We start from the raw sequence: 21,269 nt of genomic DNA, 5'->3' as shown, positions 1-21,269 counted from the left end.
TGACAAGTGAGAAAAGCAACGGATGAAGAAGTTTCAAATCTGATAGAAACTTTTAGTGTATTGGAAGTTGAAGAAATTGAAAATCCAAATTCTTTATTTACAAACGTGGGGATTCTAGATGTGTACCCTAAATGCTTATCGATTGAAGATGCGGCCATGTTGCTTGGTGCAGAACATAATGCTAGATATGAGCATAGACTGCAATTATAGGGAGCTTTGATTTATCTTGGCCAATATATAGCAACTCAGATAATTATAATATATTCAATGAAGTAGCCAGAGATGTAAATTTATATATTAGAACTAGTTGAAGAGTTTATTAAAGGAGGGTTTAGCAGCTCGTTTTATGAGAATATTACATATTCATAAATTTAATATTATAGTACTACTCGTTTCAATGCTCGTATTATTATATGTAACTTATACTGTTGTACCTTATGCCGATAATAATGGATTTTTCAATGAGAATGAAATACCAAGGAATAAAGAAGTTTTTTTGTACGTAATATTATACTTCTCAATATTAATCAGCTATATTGTATTTGTAATTCAGATTTTTCGTAAGATTACATTCTTGATGAGTCTGAATTATCCCATAATCTTCGTTAATCTATATATTGGCCTGTTTCTAGGCTTACTAGTTATGGGTGGTGCAATATTATGGTTGATGGTATTTGCTTCTATTTTTGCACTGGTAGCACTATTCATACTTTTTGTATATGGCCTGTATAAAGATTATAAGTACATTAAGAAATATAGAGATGAACTTAATAGATACAATTGAGGGAATCGAAGATGTCTTATATAAAAGAACTGTGTAAGTAGCCGTTCACAGCCTCTTGGCGTAGTGAATGCTTGAGACGGTAAATTGTTGAAGAGATCAGAATATTAATACCTGGATGATGGATATGTATATTGTCAAAGCATCGAACCAGCGGCATCAATGGATATCAGGAATATTCAAAGAGGAACAAGAAGAATGATTTTATTGGATGGTACAAGAGAAAGGGAAATAGTTTCTTAATACAAAGAGGTATCTTGTAAGTTGATAAGTGAATATGTGGAAGATCGAACCCCTCAAATTTGAACATAATTGGAGGTCACCGTTATGACAGCAACAACATTAATTGATAGCAAGTTTTTACCTTTAATTTCATATACAGAAGAAGCGGGAAAAAAGTTTGGATCATCCGCTGCTTCGATTGTGATTATTCAGGACAACAAAGTGTTAGTAGAATGGTATGCGGGACAGCATCACTTTAAGAAGGGAGCTCTCGCCGTAGCAACTGATTCTATGTTTAACTTATATTCACTAAGAAAGACATATGTCGGACTTGCTACAGCAATCGCGGTTGTAGAAGGCAAGTTGTTCGTGGACTGTAAGGTTTCTGAAGCTCTCAAGAATACACCTGAATACGAGTTGGGCAGTACGACAATAAGAGATTTAGCAACCAAGTCAGGCGCTAAATATTTTGGGCCAAACCGTATTGAGCGTGAGGAAGTAGCTTGCGACCTCATAAGAGAACTGACGGGATGTAATATTGCGGAACTGCTTACAGAACGTATATTCAAACCGATGGAGTTAACGGATACGGAATGGGCTTCGGTACCGAAGGAGAAATTAGTTTGTGATTTTCAAGCTGGAGACGGCTATGCGTCTGTTCGAATTGAGTCCAATGAGGGTCATGAAAGAAATCTGTATTCAAGTGCGAGAGACCTGGCACAGTGGGGGAATTTACATCTTAATAGAGGTTTCATCAATCATAGTCAGTTAATACCTGCTGACGTATTCACGCTCATTGAACGATTGCGGATGGATACGGAGGATAAGAAGCGTATTTTTGGATGGTACTATCAGGATAAGTGGTATTATGCATCGGGTGCAGCAGGTTGTCACTGTGTAGTTGTGCCAGAGTTTCAAGCGGTAGCGGTTCGAATGTTCAATAGATATACGGAGGACTACACGGAAGATCAGAATTCATTTAATGAAATATTCTATAATTGCCTTCAAGGAGTCTAAACGAAATTGAGGTGTGAATCATATGCAGAAAATACGAAGAACAAAAGTGGTAGAAGGTGTAACAGTTCCAGGGATCATTAATAATGGTGGTTCTTATTTCTATATTAATGTTGATGTGTATGAGGATGGGATGTCAAATTGCTGGGAGCTTGTAGATTTGAATGGGCTTCAAGAAAAGCTTCGTTCTGATTGGTTAACTCCAACAATCCCAGAACAGGAAGAACTCTCTATACATGGTCTAGGAATGTATACCGTTCAAGAAGCCGAATGGAAATTTGATAAGCCCGCATACTACAAGCACATAGAAAGCAAAATTAGAACGATTAATCCTAACTTCGAAAATATCTATGAAATCACTTCTTGGCAAAAAGAATTGGCGGAGAAACGACGAATTACATATTCGCCTACAGCTATTAATTATTATGTTGTTCGTGAAATGTTCTATGAAACAATAACTGGCGATGAGTTCTCTATCTTCATGAAGTACGAAGATAATAATCATTTGGTAAATCTAGTTATTTACGAAAATGGGGTAGTGGTTTGCTATTTCCAGGAGAATGAACTGACTTATCGTTTAGAGGAGATTGCTGAACTTTTTAGAAATGGCACCTTCTTCACTGACTTTAATGAACCAACAAAAGTTATATTATCTGATTTAGGTGAAGTAACCTTCTCACAAGCCATCTATCCAACAAATATTGAGGATAAATATAACGAGCTGATCGATATGTATAAAAAAGCTAAAGGCGAGAAGACATCTTTAGAAGAGTGTAGAGAAGCATATTACCAATATCTAGAGGATCCGATTGAGTTTTACCGCCAAAATCTAAAAGTAAAATATGAGCTTGTACCAGAGCATGAGAGAATGTACTTAGGTGATATGGACAGTAAGGATTGGGATTATCGGAGAATCATCTACAGACCCGATGAGAAGCGTGAAGTATAATTGAACCGGTAGAGTCCCATAGTACATAGTACGGAGGCGACGTATCAAACAATTCGTACAAGGAGGTTTCATATAGGTGGATTGGTTATCCAAAGTTGAACCAATCAAATTCGATCCAGAAGAAATAATGCGAATACAAGAAATGCAATTGAAACCTTTTCGAATAGAACGGATAGAACTCGCATCCGTTGATAAAATAAGCGAGCTTGCAATACTATTTGTGGCTGGTTGCGTTTTGGGATCTGAAAGCACGATGGTTAGCCTGCCAACAAGGAATGACTGTTCAAGAACGAAAATACTAGAAGAAGTAGCTCCGCACTTTACAGATATCAAATTAATCTGGCGGGACAATCAACTTGATAACATAAATATGCAGCATATGAAGGAAGAATCGAAACAATTATTTTTGAATAGTGACGTGGAAATGATCGAAATCGTCAGAGACTTATATCGAACAACTGATTTGACCAATCCGATGCATTCATTACATCGTCCAATTCAGCATTACCATATAGATGAAGCAGCTATCGAAACATTGCAAGTGAATCATACGGAGAGTATGAAGGAGTACATATGTAGGGAGTTTATGCATGAGAATGAGGAGCTCGTATTCCTTCCTTCTGGATGGTATTTGAGCGATGCGTTAAAAGAATCTATTTTTTTGAGGTTCATTGCAGGATTTGTTCCTACGGTGCATTTATTAGCGGATCAAGACAACAAGGTAATAGCAATCGAATGCAAGAATCTAACTAATAGGTGTTGGAACATACAATCATGTAAATAAGGCGCTGAGTGATATGGATAAAGAAATGGCATATGGAGGAATTGTATTTAATACAGAAGGTAAAGTGCTCATGCGAAGCCCGAAGAATCATTGGGGTGGATATGTATGGACATTTGCAAAGGGAGGCCCGGATGTAGAAGATATGACTCCCGAAGAAACAGCAAGAAGAGAGGTGCAAGAAGAAACGGGGTATGCATGTAATATTATAGCTTCAGTTCCTGGGGAATATGAATCGGATACGTGTAGGACAAAATATTTCATGATGGAACCAACAGGCATGGTGACTGAGCATGATACTGAGACTCAAGAGGTACGCTGGGTTGATGTAGAAGAAGCATTTGAGATGATTCATCTGACAAAATCCATTAAAGGAAGAAACAGAGATAAGAGTGCTTTAGAAAGTGCAATAAGAGTAAGAGATGCTTTGAAAAGATAAAGGGATTTTTGTATCGTGATTCCCTGTGGTGAAGTGGTAGTAGGGCTACGTGTTTGGGTCTATCCTCCTTTGGATTTAGGATGTATAATCATGGAAGCAGCGCAGAGAAACAGCGCCTCAGCCTAAGATAAAAGCTATCTAGGGTTGGGGCGTTTCGCAAATTCAAACGTTTTATGAATGTATTGCTCCATAAATATACTTCGAAGGAGTGTCTTCGATGAAAATTGGATTTCTAGTCATTGATATGCAAGCCATTCACCTGCAAGACGTTGAAGAGAAAGTTGTAAACAGAGCATGCGAGTATATCAATTATGTAGCTGATATGATTCGTTCTCATGATCATGTTGTCATACATATTCAGGACATCGAAGGAATCACTGAAGCAAACACTGAAGTATATCGTACGATTCCGGAAATTGAAATTCAAGATCAGGATATCATTTTGACAAAAGAGAATCCCAATGCTTTTTGGGACACAGAACTTGAGCATATTCTCAAGAATCATGATATTGAATTCATTGTCCTGGCAGGGTATGCTGCAGAACATTGCGTATTGTTTACCTATAATGGCGCTCGTGAAAGAGGCTTTAATGCGGTGATATTACAAAATGGAATTGTAAGCAGACATCAGGATGTAATCACATCAACGTATAGAGATCGGGATATCATTTCGTACCCCGTAATTCAATATATGATCAATAAATGAAATAAGGGTATTTAATGAATCCCCCGACTTTGGACAGATTGATGGATACAACTACTCTAGGAAAAAACGGCTATTAAGAAACCTAAGAAAGACGGTAATGTTATGGCATTCTGTATTGAATTCAAATTACTTGAAATGAATGATAACAAAGCCATCTATGTGTATGGGGATTGTTCAGAGAATTTTGAGGGGATATTTGAATTAGAGTTAGAAAAGTTATTCACTGGTGAGATTCCTAGTGATACGAGCATGACACAAGTAGTGAAGGTAGTTCGACCCTGTCTAAGTGACGGAGCTTATCAGCATAAAGCAAACAGGGCATTTAGTAAGATCTATAAGCATTATAAAGAGACAGGAACCTATTTAATAGATGGTGGCTATTATGCATAGCATAGAAGTAGGAAATTACTAATTTCACAAATTAGTACATCATAAGCCTAAGGAGATCATCATTATGATTCAGAACTTATATGAGACACATTTACAAGTAAAGAACCTGGATAGAGCGATTGAATTCTATAAGAATCTAGGTCTTGAACTATCTTTACTCGATGGAGAAAGAAGAGTTGCCTTTTTTTATATCGGGAAGGATCGCCAATTGCTTGGGCTATGGGAAGTTCCGGAGAGTAATGAGGTGCAAAGAAGACATTTTGCATTCGGAACAGATGTGGAGTTATTAACAACAGCAATTGACTGGTTAAAGGAAAAAGGGATAGAGCCGATTCAAGCTTTTGGCAAAGAGCCAACGGAACCGATCGTACATACATGGATGCCAGCGGCAGCCATTTATTTCAATGATCCTGATCATAATGAACTTGAACTGATTGCATGGCTGCCAGATCAGCCCCAAGATATCGGATATGTACCTTATTTAAGTGAGTGGAATGAAATCGTGAAAGCAAGCAAGAGTAGTGGGAACTAGCTGTAGTGCAATAAAGGTTCGTTCTGGATGAACTTAGACCAGTACCTTATATAAAAATAACGCCCCAGTCCGAGATAACAGCTATCAAAGGCTGGGTCGTGTTGTATTTACAGCACCGATATAGTCAATTAAGAAGTGAGGATGCTAATGGAAATAGTAGGGGCAGAAACTAGAGAAGATATACTGAGATTAGTCGGTCACATATCTCCTCAAGCTAGAGAATTTGTGAACGAATCAACCCTCATCCTAGGGTTAATTGCTGAAACAATCCGGACGTTCTTGGCGAGAGTCGATGGTAAGGAACTTTACTTTAATGTATATGGGGAAAATGAAGAGGTCATTGCGTTTATAAGAAGCATCGGATTTCAATCGGATATGGAAGGATATCATCTCATATATACCAAGACAGGAGTACCAGATGTACCGCCGTCACAATTGATTGAAAAGCAGTTTGAACCCTCATGCTGCAAGCTTTTATTGAATTATTTGATCGGGGATACTTCCAATTACAGCTGGAAGAGGGTCAGATAACGGATTGGCATAGCTCTAATCAGGTAGAGTTCCTAAGCATGCTTCAAGATAAGACACGCAGCGATGAACTTCGTTCATTTTGGCTAGAGAATCAATTGATCGGTACTTATCTCATCCATAACAATTACATTCAAGACTTGGTAGTGAATCCGGATTACCAGAATTGTGGGTATGGCGGTGTGATATTGGCACACTGTGTTGCGCATATGAGAGCGAACAAGGGGATAGATAGTGTTTGTCTGCGTGTGGCGAAATCCAACTGGAGAGCTAAACGATTCTATGAACGAAATCACTTCGAAGAACTGGCCAGTTTTGCAGAGCATACTTACATTCCAGGTTAAGCAGAAACAATGTGCAAAGTGATAAATTCTAGCTGAGGGAGCGTGTATGATGGCGACTTGGGTTACACATTTTAGAATTGCTGAAGCATTAATCAGTAGAGATCTACCGGTATCAAAAATTGATTTTCTAGTAGGGAATATCGGCCCAGACTGTGGGCTCATTGGTGAGGATGGAAAACCTACGCCCCCGAAGGAAATTACTCATTTTATGATGAATCGAGTCATAACCGCAGAATCATTTTATGAGCAGTATCTACTAGATCCTATTGATATCTCTTCCCCCAAGGGCTCCTATTATTTAGGGTATTATTTTCACTTGGTGACGGATGAAGAGTGGATCAAACTCGCCAATCGAAAGAAAAAGGAGGAGGTATTTCAATCGATATTAAATACACCAGAGTATACTCCATTAGTTAAGAAAGATTGGTACGGCCATGACTTCGTATATCTCAAAGAGAATAAAGAGAGTATTTTTTGGACTGAATTTCAGCATATAGATGAATATCCTGAGTTTTTGAGCTTTTTCCCTGCAGGTCAAACGAGTCAGCAGATCAGAAATATAACGGAGTTTTACCATGAAAGTTCAATTGCAGAAGATCATGAGTTTATCTATCTGACACGAGAAGATATTGATGGGTTTGTGAATCATACCGTTCATTTGTTATGCGAAATTGTGAGTCAGAGGATGAATATGGGAGGCTGAATGTTATGAATAAGACATGGTCGAAGAATATGCCCGCTGTTCAATTTCGAGTGGCAAGGCCCACCCATCAATTACAGAAGATTGTTGAATTCTACTCGGAAGGTCTTGGTCTCGAAGTTGTAGGTTCATTTGTAAATCATAATGGCTACGATGGCGTAATGATCGGTCTTCCGGATGTTCACTATCATTTGGAGTTTACGCAGGAAGTACATGCAGTGCCTGTACCGCCCCCCTCTTCAGATAATTTGCTGGTGTTCTATATACCAGACGTACAGGAACGGGATGATATCGTTTCTAGATTAGTCACCATGGGCTACCCTATTGTGGAACCAGAAAATCCTTACTGGAAGCAAAATGGGATAACCATTTGTGACCCAGATGGATGGAGAATTGTGTTGCAAAATACGACAGGGCTTTCATAAGGCGGATGGAGATGAGTGATGTACTGATGATCAGATTAATTCCGACTACACGTGAGAATTGGAAAGATGCATTAAACTTGCAAGTTCAAGCACATCAAAACCATTTTGTCCCATCAGTAGCAGTGTCTTTAGCCAAGGTACATATCCGCCCAGATGGCGATGAATATCAATATCTACCATTTTGTGTGTATAATGCAGAGGGTCGATTAGTGGGCTTTGTCATGATTACGGTAGATGATACAACAACCCAATCCTATTGGCTAAATGGATTGATCATTGATAAAAATGAACAAGGTAAGGGATATGGAAAGGAAACGATCAATTCTGCAATTCGTTACATAAGAGAAAATTACTCGCAAAGCGTGTGTGTGAATCTAACAGTATGTGTAGATAATGTAGCAGCTAGAAAGCTATATGAAAAGCTCGGGTTTTGTGAGACTAGGGTTGTATATGAGGATGAGATTGTTTATCGATTTACTTTTTAATTACATCGATAGATTAATGAAGAAAACGTTGAACGAATCTAAGATGCGCTTAGAAATTGTGACGAAGTGAACAGTTAAATAGACTAGTGACATTTCGAGAGAAATGGGGCAGGAGAATGAATATACGAGTTCTTCAAGAGAGTGATGCACAGGCTTATCAGGAGCTTAGATTAATAGGGTTGCGGACAAATCCTGAAGCATTTGGTTCTACTTATGAGCGGGAAGCGAAATTCACACTGGAAACGGTAATGGAGCGAGTTAAACCGAGTAATGACAAATTTGTGATGGGTGCGTTTGATGACGAAGGAATGTTACTAGGAATAGCTGCGTTTGTACGAGAGAATGGGATGAAAACTGCCCACAAAGGAAATTTGTTCGGGATGTATGTGAGAGAAGAAATGCGTGGGAGCGGGGTTTCGAAAAACCTGCTGCTTGCCTTAATTGCGAGGGCGAGCGAAATCGATGGCGTAGAGCAGATCAATTTAACAGTGGTATCAAGCAATGAACCAGCTAAGAGGCTGTATTCCACGGTCGGATTCCAGACCTATGGCATTGAGCGCCGTGCCTTAAAATATAATGGGCAATATTTCGATGAAGACTGGATGGTCTTGCGACTTACTGGCAGTGTATGAATCGATGATCAGAAGGGCATAAATAAAAGATTTGAATGATATGATTCAAATTGATTTGCAAGTTATGGGTGGCTCCTGCTTACAGACGGTATGGCATTTCGACGAAGCTGAAGCGAAAACTTGAAGAGCTGGCACAGACAATAGATGTGAATGTGATCTACACGCATACCGAGGCGGCGCATTCCCATAGGACATTATCTATTCGCTCCACTTCAAAGGAGGATATACATGCTTGGACTGCCAACTGGTCAAGTCTTTCTCATTCCTTGGACGGAACAATGGACGATTGAATTTAAGGAAGAAGAGCGAAGAATAAGACGTGAAATCCGTGAAAGCATCGTGGCAATTCATCATATTGGTAGTACTGCCGTACGAGGATTATCTGCCAAGCCGATCATAGATATAGCTATCGAGATACCGTCATTTGATGAGGGGAATCATTGTGTTCCGGGTTTAGAGAAGCTGGGGTATTCATACAAAGGCACGGATGTACTGCCTGATCGCCATTACTTCAATAAAGGTGAGCCAAGAACACATCAAATCCATATGTATGAGAGTGGAAGTGAATATTTATATAAACAAGTAACACTTCGAGATTATTTAAATGCAAACGAAGAAGCAAGAATTGAGTATCAACTCCTGAAAGAAAGATTGGTGAAGGAGTACTCTACCAATAAGTTTGCTTATTCTGAAGCAAAGACAAATTTTATCAATACAATCATTCGGAAAGCAGAACGTACTAACAAATAGCAGCCTTGCTAACCACATCGTTGGTGATTTTTACGATTGGGAAAACAAGAGGTCAGAACTTTTTGAAAATTAGTCAGGCTTACTGAAGAAATACTAGAGTCGAAAGATGAATATAAACTGCTGCTGGCAGCAAACGGAGGTTATGAGTAAATAGCAGTCGCTGTGAAAGGTTAACGCATATTGTTTCTCATGTCGAGCAGATTTTGACTATAACTTAAATTAAAGGTGTGAAGAGCATTGTTATTGGCGATTGGCATATCTCTGTTATTGACGTTCTCTTTCATAATCGTTCAAAGCATATTAAAAGTAGTAACTCGAGTTGATGTCGAGAAATCAACAATCATTTTTTGGGGAATGACCGTAATTGTAGTATCCGTACTATCTCTATGGTATGGGGAGCAGTATATTTACAAAATACCAGAACGCGTCATGCCAGTGATGACATTATTCTTCATTGTTGCAATCGTAAATGTATTCTTGGCTCAAAGATCAGGATATCGTCCGATCGGGATTTACGATACCATTCACTTTTGTTTAACTTACCCTCTGCTTGAAGAGATGGTGTTTCGAGGTTTAGTGCTTCCGCTATTAAGCAGCAGCTTGCCCTCAAGCTCATCCTTAACCATAATGGGGTTATCTGTTACCCCTGCTGTTCTGATATCAGCCTTTCTTTTTGCAATCAGCCACCTTCAGTATTATAGGTTGTCACGCATGAGTATCCGATTTATGTTATTTGCATTCTTTGGCGGTATTTTCTTCGGCATAATCGCTGATCATACCCATTCCATATGGTTGCCTCTTATGCTGCATATCGAGTTTAATGTACTAAGTGTCTATTTTAGCAGAAGAAGAATGTCGGTAGGCAGTTGAAAAGGAGTATGATAGATGATATACCCAGAACTTGAAACGGAAAGATTGAGTATGTGGGAATTAACTTTGGAAGATGCGGATGCCGTATATAGACACTTTTCCATCCCAGAAGTTACGAGATTTATGGATATCGAGGTGTGCACGGAGTTAACAGAAGCAGAAGAGATTATTGCTTTTCATATTCATGATTCAGGTTGTCGATATGGGCTTTTTAGCAAAGAGAACAACGAACTAGTTGGGACATGTGGCTATCATTGCTGGTCTACGGTGGAACACGAAAGTAAAGCTGAAATCGGTTTTGATTTGTCGCCGAAGTACTGGGGAAGAGGACTGATGCAGGAAGCTTTGCTGCCGATTATTCGAGTGGGATTTGATATCATGAAACTAGATTATATAGAAGCGACAACGGAAGTAGATAATATTCAATCGCAGAGGCTGCTTAAGAAAATGGGATTTGATCAAGCGAGTCAATTGAAGGACAATCTCATGTACTTTACATTAAGAGCAGCTATGGATTCATCCAAGGCGTAAGCTGTTGAAGTTCACATACGATTTGAGTAATATGCAGTGAAAATAGGAGTGATCCCTGATGAATCAGTTGGATAAGCGATACCCCATTGGTAGATTTGAGCACACCGGAGAGATTTTGTCTTCGCAACGCGATCTTTGGATCAACGAGATTGAAGAGTTCCCTGTCAGACTGAAGGATGCCGTAAGAGACTTATCTGAAGAGCAGTTAGACCTGGAATATCGCGAAGGTGGATGGACAATACGCCAAGTTGTACACCATCTTGCAGATAGTCATATGAATAGTTTTATCAGATTCAAGCTTGCTCTAACGGAAGATACCCCTGAGATTAAGCCCTATTATGAAGAACGATGGGCTGAACTGCCGGACTCGGTACATACAAATATCCAATTATCGATTCAGTTGCTCGAAGCATTGCATCAGAGATGGGTTGTGTTATTGCGATCGTTATCTGAGGCTGATTTTCAAAAACAGTTTTACCACCCGGGTTCCAAAGAAGTCATTCGATTAGATTATAATGTGGGATTGTACGCTTGGCATGGCAATCATCATATTGCCCATATTACCGCGTTAAGAAAAACACAGAATATATAAGTGCACATGATGCAAGAAGATGAAACGTATCCAAGTAACTGTACTATCGGGTTATCGGGGTACGTTTTCTATTTGATAGAGGAAAATGAGAGTGAGGATCGAACATGTTATATAGGAATATAATGGGTATCGATGGCCAGTGAGTGTTGCTACTTCATGGAGGACGAATATGGAACTGTTGGTTGTAGGTGATGTGCATGGTTCTCATCCAGACAGCGTGTTGTGGAATCGAGGGAAACTCAAGAATATTGGTAAAATGCAAATTATCGGACACACGCCTTGCGAGTCAGGGAAAGCGGAATTTGATCGTATAAGCAGCACGTTGATCGATACAGGGGCATATCGACCTGTTGGGCTTACAGCAGTCAAAGAGGATCAAGATGGCGAAATCGAAGAAATCATATTCGAACCAACGCTCTTGATTGATGTGATGAGCGAGAAAGGCTGAAGGTGTAATCATGAATAGAACTGTAATGTTTCCCGATCCATCGCTGCATCCTGAGTGGATACAACCGCATAGCCCTGAGTGGTATGCAGAGCTGAATGATATCGTAGGAGAATACCAGTATCCGTGGAAATCTACCTTTGAAGAGCCAACAGCGGAAATGATTTATGAAAAGGAGATAATGTCGCATCTCACTAGTGATTCACGGATATTAGATGTTGGATGTGGGCACGGTGAATTTACTAGACGTTGGAATCATAGAGTGAAGGAAGCTGTTGGGATCGATAATCGAGAGAATTTTATCCGACAAGCGCGGCAGCTTAATGAAAGTGAATCGGTACATTTCATGCTCGTAAATGTGGAGGATGCATTGCTGCCCTTTGGAGACAACACGTTCGACCTCGTTTATACGAAGAAGGGGCCTTGGTTATACGAGGAGGCATCTCGAATTCTAAAGCCGAATGGGATGATGATGGGTTTATATCATGGAGGGACAGATGGTGGGCTTAGAAGCCTGTTCCCTGGATTGTTTACCCCGCTATCTTATGATCCTTACGATTTGGATGATTTGGTCACGAGATATCAGTTTCAGCGAACAGCCGGATTGACCGATTTTCAGGTTCAACTGGTTGAGGAAGTAGAGTATTTGACAAGGACGGAAGATGTGCTCATAAAGAAGTGCTTTGGACAGAGGAAGGAAGTTCGTGAATATGTCTGGTCAGCTTGTCTTCGGGGCGTTGAACAGGTATTTGCAGACCATGCAACTGACAAAGGATTAAGAGTAATCAATTTTCATTATGTAGTTAAGGCAAGGAAGTCGTGATTGGTAACTTCGTTTACATGAATGGCAGGTATCATGACCAGCTGTTAGTTTGACTGACTAAAGAGGAGTCTCGAGAGCGAAGCTAGATGAAGAGTTTTATATATATCATGTGCATGGAAAATGCATGGCAAACTCTTATTTTTAATCGATTCGTGAGAATCGATTTTTTTTGTTCTATTTTGTCCCACGCAATAAAAATCGATTTACATAAAATAAAAGGAGCGATAGCGATATTGTTCAATCGCTAGGTAGTAGATTCCTATTACATGGTACGTTTTCACAATCTATCAGGAACTACTTTCCTGAGGGAGGGAAGCTGGATGTCAAATCCCAATATACCGAACATTACACCCCAAATAAGTATTACTAGAGACGATGCAATCAATTTATTGCTTATTTCAATGGCTATGGAAGAACTCTCGCTTAGTCATCTAGTGAACGCGGAGGCAGAGAAAATTCAATATGTCCTTGGGACGCTTCCTGGGTTAGAAGCTCCTGCAACGATTAGCGATGTATTGCAAACCAATGCCAGCGTTCGCAGCGTGTTGGCGGCGACGATTCAAAAGGAATTGATTATTGAGGACAAACTGGAGCAGGTACTGAATGCGGCAGCCTCACCGCCAACGGGGGGAACGGGGGCTACTGGCCCAACAGGGCCAACCGGCTTATCGCCTACCGGAGCTACCGGAAGCACTGGAGCTTCTGGAAGCACGGGGGCAACAGGCGAGACTGGTTCAGCGGGGGCATTGGGCCCGACAGGGCCAACTGGGCTGACCGGAGTAACAGGGGCAACTGGATTAACAGGTGGAACTGGAGCCACCGGGGCTGCGGGTACGGCTGGATCAACAGGCGAGACTGGCCCTACAGGGGCCATCGGAGCGACTGGTGCAGCTGGAGCAACGGGAACGACCGGGCCAACAGGTGTTACTGGAGCAACGGGCGATACGGGTGCAACAGGAGCAACAGGAGTCGCCGGTGCAACCGGAGAAACGGGAATTACCGGGCCGTGTCCGGTTTGTCCACCAGGGCCGACCGGAGCGACGGGTCCTAATGGGGTTGGCGCTACAGGAGCAACGGGAGCGGCAGGTGTGACTGGAGCAGTCGGTGCGACTGGAAGCACCGGAGCCACCGGAGTAGCTGGAGCCACCGGAGGCTTGATTACGGTGAACAACGCCGACTTTGTCACTGTCGGAACACAAACGGTAGCGGACGGCGCTCCGCTTATATTAGAAACGAATTTAACTGTAAATGGTACATTAATCACACATGTACCTTTGACACCCACAATCGTACTTGCTCCAAATCATACGTACTTCGTTGATTACGAGACGCAGGCTACGACTGCTGGAACGACAGCATCCGCGACTCTGCAATTCAATGGAATTAATGTCATCGTCACGACTGCAAGTTACGATACCGTTGCAGGTGTAATCGTAGAGCTGTCCTCACACACGATCATTCAAACTGGGGGGACTCCAGGTACGTTAGAGCTTATCAATACGTCAGGTGTGGCAACGGATTTCACGAATGTGTCGATATCGGTAATTGCTATATTGTGATTTATAGATGAGGCTCAGTATTTTCCCATATGGCGAGCACATCAGCTATGATGCTAGGTCTCTTATTATGGCACTTCATAAGGGGTGAGTGAAATGTCGCAAGCAAACATACCCAATATTACACCTACTATTTCGATTTCCAGGGATCAAATAATTCCTCTATTGCTCTCTTCGATCGCATTGGAGGAATTAGGGCTAAGTCATATTCTTAACGCTGAAGGCGAGAAAATTCAATTTGCATTGGGAACAATTCCAGGCTTGACCACAGTGCCTACAATTCCAGAACTGCTAGCGCTGAACAGCAGTACACTAGATACATTAAAAGTGGTCGTGCAGCAGGAAATTGTGTCACAGATGAAACTCGATAGAATTGTAGAGGGGCTTGTTCCCTTGCTAAGCTCTGGTGCTACGGGATCAATAGGACCCACAGGGGTTAATGGACCGACTGGTGCAACTGGGGTTACAGGTCCATCTGGAGCAACTGGGCTTACTGGCATCACAGGGCCTGTCGGTGCGACTGGAGCAACTGGAGCAACCGGTTCTTCTGGTGTAACCGGAGCAATCGGCACGATAGGTGCTACTGGGCCAACAGGTCCAACGGGAGCGACCGGAGCAACGGGCTCGATCGGAGCAACCGGCACTACAGGCGTGACAGGTGCAACTGGCTCTACTGGTCTAGCCGGATCAATCGGGCTCACTGGTAATACAGGAGCTGCAGGTCCGGTCGGTCCTACTGGCCCTACCGGTATAACAGGCAACGCCGGCCCTGTGGGACCTACAGGTGTCTGCCCTACTGGCTGCCCAACGGGAGCGACAGGGGCAACAGGAATACCGGGTTCAACCGGAGCAACGGGAGCAACGGGTGTGACCGGAGCAGTGGGTTCCACTGGAGCCACCGGAGCGACAGGGGCAACTGGGGTAACTGGGGCGATGGCGCTAGCTACGGCGAATTTCGCGAGTATCATTACACCTGGACCTGCTGGAACGTTAGGATTTTTGGAGTTCGCTACGGCAAGATTGCTGAGCGGCAGCTTAATATCGTTCACTCCGGGTTCGAGCACGATATTGCTTCAACCCGATCATACGTACTATATCGTGGCACAAGTTGATATCGATGCGAGCAACCCTTCAGGAGGACTCGATGTGATTCTGACTTTTAATGGGGAAAGCATCCTAACGATATTTATGAGTACCGTTGCGGGGGATTTCGCAACGTTAAAGGGGAGCGTTATCGTGAATGCACCATCCGGAGCACCGTCCAGCATCATGCTGTTCTCACGCTCCAACAGCAATCGAAACGTAAATATAAGCATTATTGCGCTAAATTAGCAATCTGATGATGTCAGCAAGGGAGTGAGAAATCGTGTCGCAAGCCAATATCCCTAATATTACGCCGAATATTTCTGTGTCGACGAACGAAGCGGTGAATTTGCTGTTAGCCTCAATAGCGTTAGAGGAGTTAGGACTAAGCCACATTGTTAATGCGGAGGCAGAAAAGCTCCAATTCACGCTAGGAACGCTGCCGGGATTAACTACGCCTGCTACAGTGAGTGATGTACTGGCAGTAAACGACAGTATCGTGAATACGTTGCGAGAAGCGATTAAGCTCGAATTCGTGCTTAATAACAAGCTGGAAGAGGTGCTGCAGATACCAGTCGGTACAAGAGGGCCAACCGGAGCAACCGGAGCAGCGGGCGCGACGGGTTCAACTGGCGCAACCGGAGCAACTGGTTCGACTGGGTCAATTGGAGTGCCCGGAGCGACGGGAGCAACGGGCGATACCGGAGCAGCTGGCATTGCTGGCTCGACAGGCTCAACTGGAGCTACTGGCAGTACGGGGGCGGGAGGCGCTGCAGGAGCAGCTGGTTCTACTGGGGTAACCGGAGCAACTGGACTTCCTGGCAGCACAGGCTCAACGGGGCCAACCGGAGCAACCGGAGCAACTGGCGCACAAGGTGCCGTAGGTATCACAGGTAGTACAGGCCCAACTGGCGGTACAGGCCCGATTGGAGCGACAGGCTCAACTGGGCCAACTGGAGTATGCCCTTGTGTTACTGGGCCAACCGGAGCGACTGGGGCAAGTGTGACTGGAGCAACAGGAGCTACAGGGGCGACCGGAGCAACCGGAAGTACCGGGGCAACAGGAGCGACTGGAGCAGCCGGAGTGACTGGAGCAACCGGAGTGCAGATCACGGCGAACAACGCATTCATCCGTTCTCCTGGTTCTATTCTGGTTGCGTCTGGCAGCGCAATCCCATTCGAAGAGAATTTCACGTTGAACGGCACCTCCATTACGCATACTCCTGCCTCGCCGGATATCGTGTTGGCACCGAATCAAACCTATTATATCGCCTACCGGACGAAGGCAGAGCTGCTCACAGCGGGTAACATTACCGCACATGTTGCTCTGCAATTGGACGGAACGACGATTCCAGGAACAGATTCACAGATGCAGTCCTTGCCAGGAGCTTCTCAAGCCATTACGTCATTGTTATCGAATACGATCATTAATACAGGAGCTAGTTCAAGTATTCTGACTTTAGTTAATCTTGAACCCAATGATAGAACCTTCGACCAGACGTCGATTACGATCATTAAGCTACAATAGCAGCTGGGGGCGAATAGAGATGGGAAGCAGTGCGAATTTCGGTTGTTCGGCCGGCTGTGGATCGATTCCGGTCAATGGCGCCCCTGCGATGTTATCAGTCATTGTCCAGAACGGTACCTCCATACGGCTGCAAGGAATGACAAACATTCTTCTTGATGCGAGTAAAGCGTATTTAGTCGAATATAATGCTGATTTTACCACGGCATCGAGCAACCACATCATCGCTACAGAGCTTAGATTGAACGGAAAGCTAATACCAGGGTCGCAAAGCTTCTCATTTCCTACCACAATTCCATTTGGACAAAATACGCCTACTGCGAATGCGACCGGAGGAGCTATATTCAACACTTCTTCCAGTCCGAACCCGAGTATTTTGCAGCTGATCGGCTTTTCACCAGTTGAAGCTTCTGGATCGAATTTTAGCGGCGTTAACATACGTGTGACGGAAATCGACAATTTTGCATCTGCAGGGGTGACAAGGAATAACGCTGCAATTTTTAGCTATGGCTATGAGAATGTAGGGCCGGTTTCACCGGTTCCCTTCTTAGCGGCGAAGGTGACGAATGGCAGCGGCATAACGTTCTCTACGAACAATCGGACAGTGATTGATTTGGCTCCGAATGCAACCTACTTTGCATCCTATAGCTTCATCGAGAGTCCATTAATGGCTAACTTGTCTGTCCTTGTTCAGTTGACATTGAACGGGATTCCATTGGATCAGAGCTTATCGGTCGCTCCATCATTAGCGGACGGAGTGTCCCGATCAGGTGGAGCGGGCAGCGCCGTGTTCAATACAGGGCCAGGAACTAATAAACTGCAGCTTATGAATATGAATGTACAGGAGATTAAGTTTGTCTCTGCAAATGTAAATATTATCCAAATTGATTGAACAAATTGCAAGTGCTACATCAGTAGTAGTTTTTATTACACTTGTGGGATGATTTCTGGAATAGAACAAGGTCGAGTTTAAGGGGTATGTACCCTCTGAGCTCGCCCTTGTTTTTTTTATTGCCGCATGCGTATACCTCTTATTTTTGACAGGAGATCGAGGTCGTGGAAGCGATTGGTCTCCCGCAGCAAGTATGCTCATAACGGTACACTGTTGGCGAATATTGGCAAGGCAAATATAATAGAGACAAGGATATTCGTTGATGAGAGGAGGGGAAGAATGCGCACGATAAAAATCATCTTTGTTGCGGCTATGTTCCTCGTCATTACCTCATGCACCTTTCTGAAATATGATCAGCTCTTTATTGTTCAGCAAGGCGATACAGCAGACGTTCCATTTCAGGAAAAGAAGAATGGCAGAGTTACCGTTGTTTACAATGCATCTACCGTAGATTTTGTTGTGTCGGCTAGAGGACTTCAGGCAGGGAAGGGATATAACATATCGGTAGCAGATGCCAATGGGAAAGGGGTAATGTTTGGCCCGAAAGAAAATGTAGTGATACGGCTAGGAACCATCGAAGATGAAACGATATTTAAGTCGAATGGAAAAGGGAATCTGTTTGTTTCCATGATCAATCCCGTTCGAATTGCTGAGGCCCGAGAAATGGTGCTGCAGATTAAGGCTGCAGATGGAACAGAAATCATAAAGTCCCGCCCATTTCGGTTGGAAAATTGAGTGACTACAGCTCAGGATAGTTGAGGCGGAGGATTGAAAATTGTTTGTTATGCGTAAGTTTAGACGTACGGGAGTAGGTCGGATTGCAGCGAAGTGTATATTTCAGCAATATGGCGGCGAGTGGGAACTGCATCAATTAGAGAATAACGTTCCCGCGCAGAGATTCTGGGATAAAGTTATCGACGAGATCTCTGATGGCACAGTAATGGTAAAAATGGAGAACGGAAGAAGATATCAACGCTTTGCCTGCAAGTAGTTGTACAAGTTGTGCTGGTTCGTGTTGGCTATATGACGTAGCAGAGAATACGCTTGGAATGCGGGGAACATGTGGACAAAAATCTTAGTGAGGTGGGATGTTGATGGCAGCGAACATAGTGCAGCTCATTGATTATCATGTATGGGCGAATGCTAGAATCATGAATCATCTTGCCGGATTACCTAGTGAAGCTTTTATCAAACCAGTGGATCTTGGATTCGCAACGATTGCAGCTGTAATCCATCATATGATGTCTGCTGATGCCCTCTGGTTTGCCCGGATTAGGGGAGATCGCACATCTCCTGAGGAGGGTAACCAATTTGCTTCGCTTCAGGAAGCAATTGATTACATGAATAACATATACACTCAAATGCGTGCATATGTAGGTTCGATTCCTGATCCAGAGAAGATCATGACCTACCGAACACGGAGGGGAGTAGAGGTTCACAACACGATTTCCGACATCGTGTACCAAATCGTGAATCACGGTTCTTACCATAGAGGCAACATTTCTATCATGCTAAGACTGTTGGGACACGAAGGGGTATTGACTGATTACATTGCTTACATCCATTCTAGCGAACAGATGTAGAAACGTAAACGTATGTTGATATATTAGATTGAACATTGAGGAGAGAGATATGTACAAACTTTATTCGATGGTGCAAATTCCAGGCGGAGAGGAAGATTTGCGAGATAATCGCAAAAAGCTTCAATGGAAAGTAACCATTCCACCCTTTCTTCTTGGAGCTTATCCGGTTACGAACGGGTTATATGAGGCGGTTGTTGGAGAATCGGATACCGCTGCTAATTCTTCACATTCTCATCACATGCCCGTAGTGAATATTTCGTGGAAGGACGCTGTTGTCTTTTGTAATCTACTATCACAAAGATCCGGATTGACGCCATGCTACTCGATAGGGAGCGATGGGGAGACGGTTCAATGGAATGTGGAGGCAGACGGCTATCGCTTACCGAACGAAGCAGAGTGGCAATATGCATGTAAAGCAGGGAATTCTAGCTACCAGTATGGCGAGCTGGATCAGATTGCTTGGTACAATGATAATTCACAAGGCATGCTCCATGAGGTTGGGAACAAGGAGCCGAATGCATGGGGATTGTACGATATGCTCGGCAATGTATGGGAATGGTGCTGGGATATTTATGATGAGCAGGTGTACGGCTCTTATCGAGTCTTTCGAGGTGGAAGCTGGGCTGAAGAAGCAAGAGGATGTGGAGCAACCTGCCGTCGGCGCAGCCATCCCGCATTCCGTATCGAGGATCTTGGATTCCGCCTAGCAAGGTCGTTGAACCGTTAGCACCCCTGTGTGATGCAAGCGTATGATGGCAGCTGTATTCAGCATGAATGAGAAGGAATAGCGGATTGAGCGAACATGTGGAGGTTCAAATGGGAAATTACTGGTTGCTGCTGGTGATTATTGCTTCATTATCGCATGCATTCTGGAACATCATGTTGAAGCAAAGTGAGGACAAAACGATATTTCTGTGGTCGCTACGGGTATGGTCTGTCATCTTATTTCTACCCGTTAGTATAGTGCTGTGGCCTATGGACGAACACATAACTTGGGAATGGGTACTTATGGGGCTCGGTAGTATCATGCTCCATAGCTTCTATGCCCTTATCCTCTCTAAGGCATACGAGAAGAATGACTTTACCTTAACATATCCCATAGCTAGGGGGCTAGGCCCGCTAATCGTTGTGGCAGTTGGGGTTACGCTGCTCAAAGAACCTTTTACATGGATGAGTATTGTAGGAAGTGTACTTATTTTTACAGGGATCTTTGTGTTGTACACTGGTCTTGGCCGCGGGGGACAGTCGATTCGTTCCATGTTCACTTCGCCCTATCCGCTATTAGTCGGCCTTTCCATTGCTGGTTACACCTTATTCGATAAGCTGGCGGTCTCTATCATACACCCGGTATCCTTAAATGTAATCGAAAATATGGGACAGGTGCTCTTACTAGGGAGTCTGCAAGTGAGAGGGTGGGAAAGAGTTCGTACACATTGGAAAAAATACTGGGGCAGTATGGCGATTGCAGGGGGATTAGCTGGATTATCGTATGTTCTCGTATTGATCGTTCTGACTGAAATTCCTGTTAGTTATGTAGCGCCAGTGCGAGAAACCAGCATTGTTATCGGCTCCTTCCTTGGCATTTATTTCTTGAAGGAACGATTTCAATCGCAGAAAATATGGGGGGCCGTTCTTATTTTTGCTGGTGTAGTGTGTATTGTGATGTGAGAAAGCTTATTTTCATTAATGAC

Annotated in this window: 29 protein-coding genes; all 29 read left to right on the top strand. The window is 43.1% G+C overall.

Going from position 1 to position 21,269, the window contains the following annotated elements:
• Positions 1-6: 6 nt before the first annotated feature.
• Complete coding sequence (locus RQP50_RS10065) at positions 7-210, top strand: hypothetical protein (RefSeq protein WP_315745248.1); 204 nt, start codon at positions 7-9, stop codon at positions 208-210.
• Between the two features lie 898 nt (positions 211-1,108).
• Entirely contained in the window at positions 1,109-2,020 is a 912-nt protein-coding gene (locus RQP50_RS10060; protein WP_315745246.1) for a serine hydrolase domain-containing protein, read from the top strand.
• Between the two features lie 22 nt (positions 2,021-2,042).
• Positions 2,043-2,966: a DUF7638 domain-containing protein gene (locus RQP50_RS10055; protein WP_315745244.1), complete on the top strand. Its 924-nt coding sequence runs from the start codon at positions 2,043-2,045 to the stop codon at positions 2,964-2,966.
• A 76-nt stretch (positions 2,967-3,042) separates the two neighbouring features.
• Positions 3,043-3,750: a hypothetical protein gene (locus RQP50_RS10050; RefSeq protein WP_315745242.1), complete on the top strand. Its 708-nt coding sequence runs from the start codon at positions 3,043-3,045 to the stop codon at positions 3,748-3,750.
• A gap of 13 nt (positions 3,751-3,763) precedes the next feature.
• Positions 3,764-4,186, top strand: a complete 423-nt coding sequence (locus tag RQP50_RS10045; RefSeq protein ID WP_315745240.1) for an NUDIX hydrolase — start codon at positions 3,764-3,766, stop codon at positions 4,184-4,186.
• 217 nt (positions 4,187-4,403) lie between these two features.
• Positions 4,404-4,892 carry a cysteine hydrolase family protein gene (locus RQP50_RS10040; protein WP_315745238.1) on the top strand — a complete coding sequence of 163 codons (489 nt, stop codon included), beginning with the start codon at positions 4,404-4,406 and terminating at the stop codon, positions 4,890-4,892.
• 454 nt (positions 4,893-5,346) lie between these two features.
• Positions 5,347-5,814: a VOC family protein gene (locus tag RQP50_RS10035; RefSeq protein ID WP_315745236.1), complete on the top strand. Its 468-nt coding sequence runs from the start codon at positions 5,347-5,349 to the stop codon at positions 5,812-5,814.
• 147 nt (positions 5,815-5,961) lie between these two features.
• Positions 5,962-6,345: a hypothetical protein gene (locus RQP50_RS10030; RefSeq protein ID WP_315745234.1), complete on the top strand. Its 384-nt coding sequence runs from the start codon at positions 5,962-5,964 to the stop codon at positions 6,343-6,345.
• Positions 6,276-6,686, top strand: a complete 411-nt coding sequence (locus RQP50_RS10025) for a GNAT family N-acetyltransferase (RefSeq protein WP_315745232.1) — start codon at positions 6,276-6,278, stop codon at positions 6,684-6,686. Before RQP50_RS10030 ends, RQP50_RS10025 begins: the two co-directional genes overlap by 70 nt.
• 46 nt (positions 6,687-6,732) lie before the next feature.
• A complete protein-coding gene (locus tag RQP50_RS10020) occupies positions 6,733-7,389 on the top strand; it encodes a hypothetical protein (RefSeq protein WP_315745230.1) in 657 nt (218 codons plus the stop codon).
• 5 nt (positions 7,390-7,394) lie between these two features.
• The gene (locus RQP50_RS10015; RefSeq protein ID WP_315745228.1) at positions 7,395-7,811 is read left to right on the top strand and encodes a VOC family protein; all 417 of its coding nucleotides are present in this window, start codon (positions 7,395-7,397) and stop codon (positions 7,809-7,811) included.
• Between the two features lie 11 nt (positions 7,812-7,822).
• A complete protein-coding gene (locus RQP50_RS10010) occupies positions 7,823-8,296 on the top strand; it encodes a GNAT family N-acetyltransferase (protein ID WP_315745226.1) in 474 nt (157 codons plus the stop codon).
• Positions 8,297-8,412: 116 nt separating this feature from the next.
• Positions 8,413-8,928: a GNAT family N-acetyltransferase gene (locus RQP50_RS10005; RefSeq protein ID WP_315745224.1), complete on the top strand. Its 516-nt coding sequence runs from the start codon at positions 8,413-8,415 to the stop codon at positions 8,926-8,928.
• A gap of 50 nt (positions 8,929-8,978) precedes the next feature.
• A complete protein-coding gene (locus RQP50_RS29330) occupies positions 8,979-9,218 on the top strand; it encodes a GNAT family N-acetyltransferase (RefSeq protein WP_394358384.1) in 240 nt (79 codons plus the stop codon).
• The gene (locus RQP50_RS10000) at positions 9,157-9,678 is read left to right on the top strand and encodes a GrpB family protein (protein WP_315745222.1); all 522 of its coding nucleotides are present in this window, start codon (positions 9,157-9,159) and stop codon (positions 9,676-9,678) included. Before RQP50_RS29330 ends, RQP50_RS10000 begins: the two co-directional genes overlap by 62 nt.
• A 354-nt stretch (positions 9,679-10,032) precedes the next feature.
• Entirely contained in the window at positions 10,033-10,548 is a 516-nt protein-coding gene (locus RQP50_RS09995) for a CPBP family intramembrane glutamic endopeptidase (protein WP_315745221.1), read from the top strand.
• 15 nt (positions 10,549-10,563) lie between these two features.
• Positions 10,564-11,079 carry a GNAT family N-acetyltransferase gene (locus RQP50_RS09990; RefSeq protein WP_315745220.1) on the top strand — a complete coding sequence of 172 codons (516 nt, stop codon included), beginning with the start codon at positions 10,564-10,566 and terminating at the stop codon, positions 11,077-11,079.
• 58 nt (positions 11,080-11,137) lie between these two features.
• The gene (locus tag RQP50_RS09985; RefSeq protein WP_394358383.1) at positions 11,138-11,671 is read left to right on the top strand and encodes a YfiT family bacillithiol transferase; all 534 of its coding nucleotides are present in this window, start codon (positions 11,138-11,140) and stop codon (positions 11,669-11,671) included.
• Between the two features lie 169 nt (positions 11,672-11,840).
• Complete coding sequence (locus tag RQP50_RS09980) at positions 11,841-12,119, top strand: hypothetical protein (protein WP_315745218.1); 279 nt, start codon at positions 11,841-11,843, stop codon at positions 12,117-12,119.
• A 10-nt stretch (positions 12,120-12,129) separates the two neighbouring features.
• Positions 12,130-12,939 (top strand): class I SAM-dependent methyltransferase, encoded by an 810-nt coding sequence (locus tag RQP50_RS09975; RefSeq protein ID WP_315745216.1) that lies wholly within the window; start codon positions 12,130-12,132, stop codon positions 12,937-12,939.
• A 320-nt stretch (positions 12,940-13,259) separates the two neighbouring features.
• Entirely contained in the window at positions 13,260-14,498 is a 1,239-nt protein-coding gene (locus RQP50_RS09970) for a collagen-like triple helix repeat-containing protein (protein ID WP_021256424.1), read from the top strand.
• A gap of 93 nt (positions 14,499-14,591) precedes the next feature.
• Positions 14,592-15,827 (top strand): collagen-like domain-containing protein, encoded by a 1,236-nt coding sequence (locus RQP50_RS09965; RefSeq protein WP_315745213.1) that lies wholly within the window; start codon positions 14,592-14,594, stop codon positions 15,825-15,827.
• A gap of 34 nt (positions 15,828-15,861) precedes the next feature.
• Positions 15,862-17,106 (top strand): hypothetical protein, encoded by a 1,245-nt coding sequence (locus tag RQP50_RS09960; RefSeq protein ID WP_315745211.1) that lies wholly within the window; start codon positions 15,862-15,864, stop codon positions 17,104-17,106.
• Positions 17,107-17,125: 19 nt separating this feature from the next.
• Positions 17,126-17,995, top strand: a complete 870-nt coding sequence (locus tag RQP50_RS09955; protein WP_315745209.1) for a hypothetical protein — start codon at positions 17,126-17,128, stop codon at positions 17,993-17,995.
• Between the two features lie 279 nt (positions 17,996-18,274).
• Entirely contained in the window at positions 18,275-18,730 is a 456-nt protein-coding gene (locus RQP50_RS09950) for a hypothetical protein (protein WP_315745207.1), read from the top strand.
• Positions 18,731-18,770: 40 nt separating this feature from the next.
• Complete coding sequence (locus tag RQP50_RS09945; protein WP_315745205.1) at positions 18,771-18,986, top strand: hypothetical protein; 216 nt, start codon at positions 18,771-18,773, stop codon at positions 18,984-18,986.
• A 103-nt stretch (positions 18,987-19,089) separates the two neighbouring features.
• The gene (locus tag RQP50_RS09940) at positions 19,090-19,578 is read left to right on the top strand and encodes a DinB family protein (RefSeq protein ID WP_315745203.1); all 489 of its coding nucleotides are present in this window, start codon (positions 19,090-19,092) and stop codon (positions 19,576-19,578) included.
• 49 nt (positions 19,579-19,627) lie between these two features.
• Entirely contained in the window at positions 19,628-20,305 is a 678-nt protein-coding gene (locus RQP50_RS09935) for a formylglycine-generating enzyme family protein (RefSeq protein ID WP_315745201.1), read from the top strand.
• A gap of 89 nt (positions 20,306-20,394) precedes the next feature.
• A complete protein-coding gene (locus RQP50_RS09930) occupies positions 20,395-21,246 on the top strand; it encodes an SMR family transporter (protein WP_315745199.1) in 852 nt (283 codons plus the stop codon).
• Positions 21,247-21,269 lie beyond the last annotated feature (23 nt).

Source organism: Paenibacillus suaedae (assembly GCF_032337355.1).
GTDB lineage: Bacteria > Bacillota > Bacilli > Paenibacillales > Paenibacillaceae > Paenibacillus_B > Paenibacillus_B suaedae.
This window is presented reverse-complemented; position numbering and strand designations above follow the sequence as displayed.

Excerpts from the sequence above, each read along its gene's own strand:
- RQP50_RS10060 (WP_315745246.1), top strand. The coding sequence starts at position 1,109 with ATGACAGCAACAACATTAATTGATAGCAAGTTTTTACCTTTAATTTCA.
- RQP50_RS10055 (WP_315745244.1), top strand. The coding sequence starts at position 2,043 with ATGCAGAAAATACGAAGAACAAAAGTGGTAGAAGGTGTAACAGTTCCA.
- RQP50_RS10045 (WP_315745240.1), top strand. The coding sequence starts at position 3,764 with ATGGATAAAGAAATGGCATATGGAGGAATTGTATTTAATACAGAAGGT.
- RQP50_RS10040 (WP_315745238.1), top strand. The coding sequence starts at position 4,404 with ATGAAAATTGGATTTCTAGTCATTGATATGCAAGCCATTCACCTGCAA.
- RQP50_RS10035 (WP_315745236.1), top strand. The coding sequence starts at position 5,347 with ATGATTCAGAACTTATATGAGACACATTTACAAGTAAAGAACCTGGAT.
- RQP50_RS10030 (WP_315745234.1), top strand. The coding sequence starts at position 5,962 with ATGGAAATAGTAGGGGCAGAAACTAGAGAAGATATACTGAGATTAGTC.
- RQP50_RS10025 (WP_315745232.1), top strand. The coding sequence starts at position 6,276 with ATGCTGCAAGCTTTTATTGAATTATTTGATCGGGGATACTTCCAATTA.
- RQP50_RS10020 (WP_315745230.1), top strand. The coding sequence starts at position 6,733 with ATGATGGCGACTTGGGTTACACATTTTAGAATTGCTGAAGCATTAATC.
- RQP50_RS10015 (WP_315745228.1), top strand. The coding sequence starts at position 7,395 with ATGAATAAGACATGGTCGAAGAATATGCCCGCTGTTCAATTTCGAGTG.
- RQP50_RS10010 (WP_315745226.1), top strand. The coding sequence starts at position 7,823 with ATGAGTGATGTACTGATGATCAGATTAATTCCGACTACACGTGAGAAT.
- RQP50_RS10005 (WP_315745224.1), top strand. The coding sequence starts at position 8,413 with ATGAATATACGAGTTCTTCAAGAGAGTGATGCACAGGCTTATCAGGAG.
- RQP50_RS10000 (WP_315745222.1), top strand. The coding sequence starts at position 9,157 with ATGCTTGGACTGCCAACTGGTCAAGTCTTTCTCATTCCTTGGACGGAA.
- RQP50_RS09995 (WP_315745221.1), top strand. The coding sequence starts at position 10,033 with ATGACCGTAATTGTAGTATCCGTACTATCTCTATGGTATGGGGAGCAG.
- RQP50_RS09990 (WP_315745220.1), top strand. The coding sequence starts at position 10,564 with ATGATATACCCAGAACTTGAAACGGAAAGATTGAGTATGTGGGAATTA.
- RQP50_RS09985 (WP_394358383.1), top strand. The coding sequence starts at position 11,138 with ATGAATCAGTTGGATAAGCGATACCCCATTGGTAGATTTGAGCACACC.
- RQP50_RS09980 (WP_315745218.1), top strand. The coding sequence starts at position 11,841 with ATGGAACTGTTGGTTGTAGGTGATGTGCATGGTTCTCATCCAGACAGC.
- RQP50_RS09975 (WP_315745216.1), top strand. The coding sequence starts at position 12,130 with ATGAATAGAACTGTAATGTTTCCCGATCCATCGCTGCATCCTGAGTGG.
- RQP50_RS09970 (WP_021256424.1), top strand. The coding sequence starts at position 13,260 with ATGTCAAATCCCAATATACCGAACATTACACCCCAAATAAGTATTACT.
- RQP50_RS09965 (WP_315745213.1), top strand. The coding sequence starts at position 14,592 with ATGTCGCAAGCAAACATACCCAATATTACACCTACTATTTCGATTTCC.
- RQP50_RS09955 (WP_315745209.1), top strand. The coding sequence starts at position 17,126 with ATGGGAAGCAGTGCGAATTTCGGTTGTTCGGCCGGCTGTGGATCGATT.
- RQP50_RS09950 (WP_315745207.1), top strand. The coding sequence starts at position 18,275 with ATGCGCACGATAAAAATCATCTTTGTTGCGGCTATGTTCCTCGTCATT.
- RQP50_RS09940 (WP_315745203.1), top strand. The coding sequence starts at position 19,090 with ATGGCAGCGAACATAGTGCAGCTCATTGATTATCATGTATGGGCGAAT.
- RQP50_RS09935 (WP_315745201.1), top strand. The coding sequence starts at position 19,628 with ATGTACAAACTTTATTCGATGGTGCAAATTCCAGGCGGAGAGGAAGAT.
- RQP50_RS09930 (WP_315745199.1), top strand. The coding sequence starts at position 20,395 with ATGGGAAATTACTGGTTGCTGCTGGTGATTATTGCTTCATTATCGCAT.